We start from the raw sequence: 4,608 nt of genomic DNA on the forward strand, positions 1-4,608 counted from the left end.
ACGGCTGATCAGGGGCAAAGTGTTGCCGTGAGAAAAGGTGAACTCTGAAGCAGTACCTTGCAGTGGGTTGACCAGGCTCACGCGGTCCACTGCGCTAACGTCAATGTGGGGCATGCAGTTATCCTCCGCGCAGAAATCAGAAACAGCCGCCCGGTGACGAGATGGCTTCCCAAGCGTCAACAAGATGAGGGCGAGTACACACAGGCGCACCCTCCACAACGTGCGTGGATCAGAGAGCACGGTCCCGCCCCCTTGACTGTCCGTACCGGCGAAGTACGCGCCTCCGGGGTCGCGCCATGTTGAGCTCGACATAGGCACAGCCTTCAATGGTCAGCAAGGTGGAGAACCACGTGCTTGAGGGTGTACGTGTTAAGGCCCAGTGCCCCGGCCAGTTGCGCGATCTGTTGGACCTGGGCAGTGGAGAGGCGATGTTCAAGAGGTGGACCGTGGTCCTCCTCCACGAATGGCCACTCCAGGACAACCACCCGCCGTCTAGCGGTGCGCCACGCCTGGGAAAAAGCAAGCACCGGATCGTCACTCTCATGCAGCAAGAGGCCGAGAAACGCGATGTCCACGGAACCTGGGCGAAATGGGAGCGCCTCGGCCATAGCGAGGGCATAGTGCCCTTCCGGGAAAAGGCTCCCGGCTGCTCTGAGCATCTCCGGCCGCACATCGATTCCGTAAGCGCGAAGGCCACGTCGGGCGAAGGCCTCGGCGAAGACTGCCGAGCCCACGCCTACGTCCAGCACACTGCGCGCATCCATCCCCCGCAATGAGAGGTCTACGACCCGTCCCACCTCGAGCAGGGCGAGTCGCTCCGGACTGCGCAGCCTCCCTACCTCACCGGCGTACCGTCGTTCGTGCATGTGGGTCCTTTCCTCTCGGTTTGCCTCCGGTGCCTTACCCCAGCCGCAGAGGTGTTTCTGGCGAGCTCAGCTCTGCCTCGAGCGAAGCAACCGTTGCCAGAAGGGTTTGAAGAGAAAGCTTCGCTCGTCCAGCGCGCACAGCCGCGCGAACATCGGCTTGGTGACCGTGAAGAGAAGCATGTCCGGCGGCAAGTGCTGCCGCATGGCGATGTCCGTGCCGCCAATCGCCGCCTGCGCCCTGTTGAGATCGGGGAAGACCGCAACCAGCTGGCTGCACCCTGACCCGAAAGGGGCGAGCACAGGGGGTGGCTCATGAGGCGCCGCGTGGTAGTGAGCGCCGATGATGAGAAGGCTGAGTTGGTCAGGGTTGACCAAGAAGCTGACCGTCTTGAGGTACGGGTAGGCCTCGGGGCGGAGCGGGCCGACAAAGATGTGGCCGTACTGCGGCTGGAAAGGAGTCGCGGTGTCCAGCCACTGCTCCATCAGCTCGCTGTTCGCTCTCAGCCCCTCTTCGTCGACGAGGAACTTCACGAAGTCTTCGCGGGAACGAGTGGTCAGGCCAAAGAGCCAGTGTCCCGCACCGCCGCATCCATAGCGCCCTGCGCTCAGATGGACGAACTGTCCTTGCACCCAACTGCGGTAGAAAGAAAAGAGGCAAGTCCGCATTCCCGGTTCCGGCTGTACCGTGGGCGCAAAAAGGGCTGGATCAGGCGCATCATAGAGTCCGATGAGCGGAAGCTGTAATTTGGCCGCCTGCACGAGGCGACTGGCGTCTGGTTGCATAGATGCTCCAGGGATGGCGCGTCTGCGGTATTGGGTGCCGCCGACCCGGACAAGGTCAGCGCGTGTACTTCGCGCGAAGCGAAGCCGTAGTCCCGAGGCTTTGTCCCAAGGTGTAGAAGCTTCCCTTACCTGTGCCGTAAACGAAAGGCCGCAACAGCTCCACGTCCACCTTTCCCTCGGCGTCAAGGACGCCTGGGGCGGCCTTCACGTCCACAATCTCGCCGATGAACATCGTGTGCAGGCCAACTTCGTAGGTCTGGCGCAGGCGGCATTCCGCCACCAAGGGAAACTCCTGCAGGTACGGCGCGTCCACAAGCTTGCTGCGTACCGGCGTGAGGCCTGTCACCGAGAGCTTGTCGACATCCCTACCGGAGACGCTGCCAAAGTATGCGGTCTCGGCGGCATAGTCCACGCTCGGGATGTTCACGGTAAACGCTTGGCGCATGACGATATTGCCGAAGGTGTAGGTAGCTTTGCGCAGGGCCACCATCACGGAGGGCGGCTGCGAGCAGCAGATTCCCACCCAGGCGGCGGTCATCATGTTGGCTCTGCCCACGCTGTCGTAGGAACCAATGACCCAGACTGGGAGAGGGGTCAATGCCGTGCGTGCGCCAAGGGACTTTTTCCCATGCTCCTCACTGGCAGAAGGCGGGGGAGCACTCTTGGTTGCAGCCTGTGCCAGTGCCTTGCGCGCTGCGCCGAGAATCGCACGGGAGGTGATGGTCGCCCCCGTGACTACGTCCACCCCCTCGGTGCCTTGACGGCGAACGATCCACTGCGGCACGTACTTGATCGCCGAGTCGCCGGCGCTCTCATAGTGCTCGACGACTCTCACAGAGGCGATGCGGCCCCGGCTCACCCTGACCTCCACGGTCAATGAGTCGTTGTACCCCATCTCCTTGGCCCGATATACACCGTCGGCAACCTTCAGTTGCCCCGCGGCAGGAGACTGCCCGTCCGCGTCCCGAAAGTGGAACAAGAAAACAACAGTTCCCAGCACGAGGATCGCGATACCGATGAGGGTGCTGCCGAGTTTGCTGTGCATGACCAAAACCTCCTATTCAACAGCCAAGATTAGTCAATGAGCTCATGGCAAGTGGCAACCGACCTCCACCGTGCCTTTCCGTCTGGCGGGGGTCGCCAACGAGGCATGTTCATGCCCGGGGCACGGCCGGAGCAGTGCCACGCCTTGTCTTCAGGTAACCCGGTATCATTCCCGGATGCCTACCTGGTCGAGGAGAAACGCGTACTCCATTGCCGTCCGTTTGAAGCGCTCGAATCTGCCTGATGCCCCGCCATGCCCGGAATGCATGTCGGTGTGCAGCACCAGGAGGTTGTTGTCCGTCTTCAGCTCCCGGAGCTTTGCCACCCACTTGGCGGGCTCAAAGTACTGGACCTGCGAGTCGTGCAACCCGGTGGTGACGAACAGCGCTGGGTACGCCTGGGCAGTCACGTTGTCGTACGGCGAGTAGGAGAGCATGTAGTCGTAGTACTCCTTGACGTGTGGATTGCCCCACTCGTCGTATTCGCTGGTGGTAAGAGGGATGGACTCATCCAACATGGTAGTGACTACATCGACCCATGGAACATTTGCGATCACCCCCTTGAAAAGGTCGGGGCGCATGTTCACCACCGCGCCCATGAGCAGGCCCCCGGCACTGCCGCCGCGGGCGAAGAGGCGGTCGGGGCTGGTGTACTTCTCTCGGACGAGGTATTCAGCGCAGTTGATAAAGTCGGTGAACGTGTTTTTCTTCTTGAGAAGCTTGCCATCCTCGTACCACTGCCGGCCCATCTCCGAGCCGCCGCGGATGTGGGCTATGGCGTAGATGAAACCACGGTCCAACAGGCTGAGTACTGGCGAGCTAAAGGTGGCTTCCGTGCTGGCACCGTAGGAGCCGTACCCGTAGAGGAGCAGCGGATGTGAACCGTCTTTGACCATGCCTTTGCGGTAGACAAGAGAAATGGGAATCAAGGTGCCGTCATTGGCTGGCGCGTAAACGCGCTCGGTCTGGTAGTTCTCCTGCCGAAAGCCACCCAAAACCTCTTGTTGCTTGAGCAGAGTTTTGGTGCGGGCCACCATGTCATAGTCGTAGATGGTGAGCGGCGTGGTCAGAGAGGTGTAGGCGTAACGCAGAACATGCGTGTCCATTTCCATGTTGTCGGTGGGATGGGCGAAGTATGCCTCCTCGCCAAAATCGAGGTAGTGTTCGCTCTTGTCCGCTTGGCTGATGATGCGCAATTGGCGCAGGCCGTTCTTCCGCTCGCTGACCGCCAAGTAGTCGTTGAACACCTCCACGTCCTCAAGGAGGACATCGTCGCGATGGGGAATCACCTCGCGCCAGTGCGCCTTGCCAGGAGTTGCCACATCGGTCTCCATGAGCCGGAAGTTCTTCGCCTCGAAGTTTGTGACGATGTAGAACTTGTCTCCCACATGGGCCACAGAGTACTCGTGGTTTCGTTCGCGAGGTTGTACCAGGGCGAAACTGCCGGTGGGATTGTCCGCGTCCAGGAAGCGTACTTCTGAAGAGAGGGTGCTGGAACAGACCAGGAAGACGTACTGGCGCGACTTTGACTTGTGCGCATATACGGAAAAGGTGCTGTCCTTCTCGTGGTACACCTCAACATCTTCCGCCGGGTTGGTGCCAAGAACATGGCGAAACACGCGCTCTGGGCGCAAGGTGGTCGTGTCCTTGCTGACGTAGAAGACTGTCTTGTTGTCGTTGGCCCACACCGCCTGGCCAGTGGTGTTCGGAATCGCTTCGGCCAAAGTCTCTCCGGTCAGCAAGTCTTTGAAGTAGATTGTGTGCCTGCGGCGGCTTACCGTGTCCACGCCAAAGGCAACCCAGCGGTTGTCCGGGCTCACCGCCACCCCGGTAACGGAGTAGAAGGGATGGCCGATGGCCATGGTGTTGACGTCGAGTATCACCTCTTCCGGTGCGCTCAATTGGCCCTTCTTTCG

General features: G+C 60.7%; 4 protein-coding genes. All 4 read right to left on the reverse strand.

Translation table 11 applies throughout. The features are described from left to right. Positions 1-323: 323 nt before the first annotated feature. Positions 324-866, reverse strand: coding sequence for a class I SAM-dependent methyltransferase (locus tag H5U38_08535; GenBank protein MBC7187065.1), 543 nt, complete (start codon positions 864-866; stop codon positions 324-326). A gap of 66 nt (positions 867-932) precedes the next feature. Then, positions 933-1,649: a DUF169 domain-containing protein gene (locus H5U38_08540; GenBank protein MBC7187066.1), complete on the reverse strand. Its 717-nt coding sequence runs from the start codon at positions 1,647-1,649 to the stop codon at positions 933-935. A 55-nt stretch (positions 1,650-1,704) separates the two neighbouring features. After that, the gene (locus tag H5U38_08545; GenBank protein MBC7187067.1) at positions 1,705-2,694 is read right to left on the reverse strand and encodes a flavin reductase; all 990 of its coding nucleotides are present in this window, start codon (positions 2,692-2,694) and stop codon (positions 1,705-1,707) included. Positions 2,695-2,859: 165 nt separating this feature from the next. Further along, positions 2,860-4,608 (reverse strand): S9 family peptidase (locus H5U38_08550; GenBank protein ID MBC7187068.1); only part of this gene is annotated, 1,749 nt, incomplete at its 5' end.

It is taken from the genome of Calditrichota bacterium, assembly GCA_014359355.1.
Lineage (GTDB): Bacteria > Zhuqueibacterota > Zhuqueibacteria > JANLFK01 > Oleimicrobiaceae > Oleimicrobium.

What these genes read in the sequence shown, in the direction of transcription:
- H5U38_08545 (MBC7187067.1), bottom strand. Translation starts at nt 2,694, where the DNA reads ATGCACAGCAAACTCGGCAGCACCCTCATCGGTATCGCGATCCTCGTG.
- H5U38_08540 (MBC7187066.1), bottom strand. Translation starts at nt 1,649, where the DNA reads ATGCAACCAGACGCCAGTCGCCTCGTGCAGGCGGCCAAATTACAGCTT.
- H5U38_08535 (MBC7187065.1), bottom strand. Translation starts at nt 866, where the DNA reads ATGCACGAACGACGGTACGCCGGTGAGGTAGGGAGGCTGCGCAGTCCG.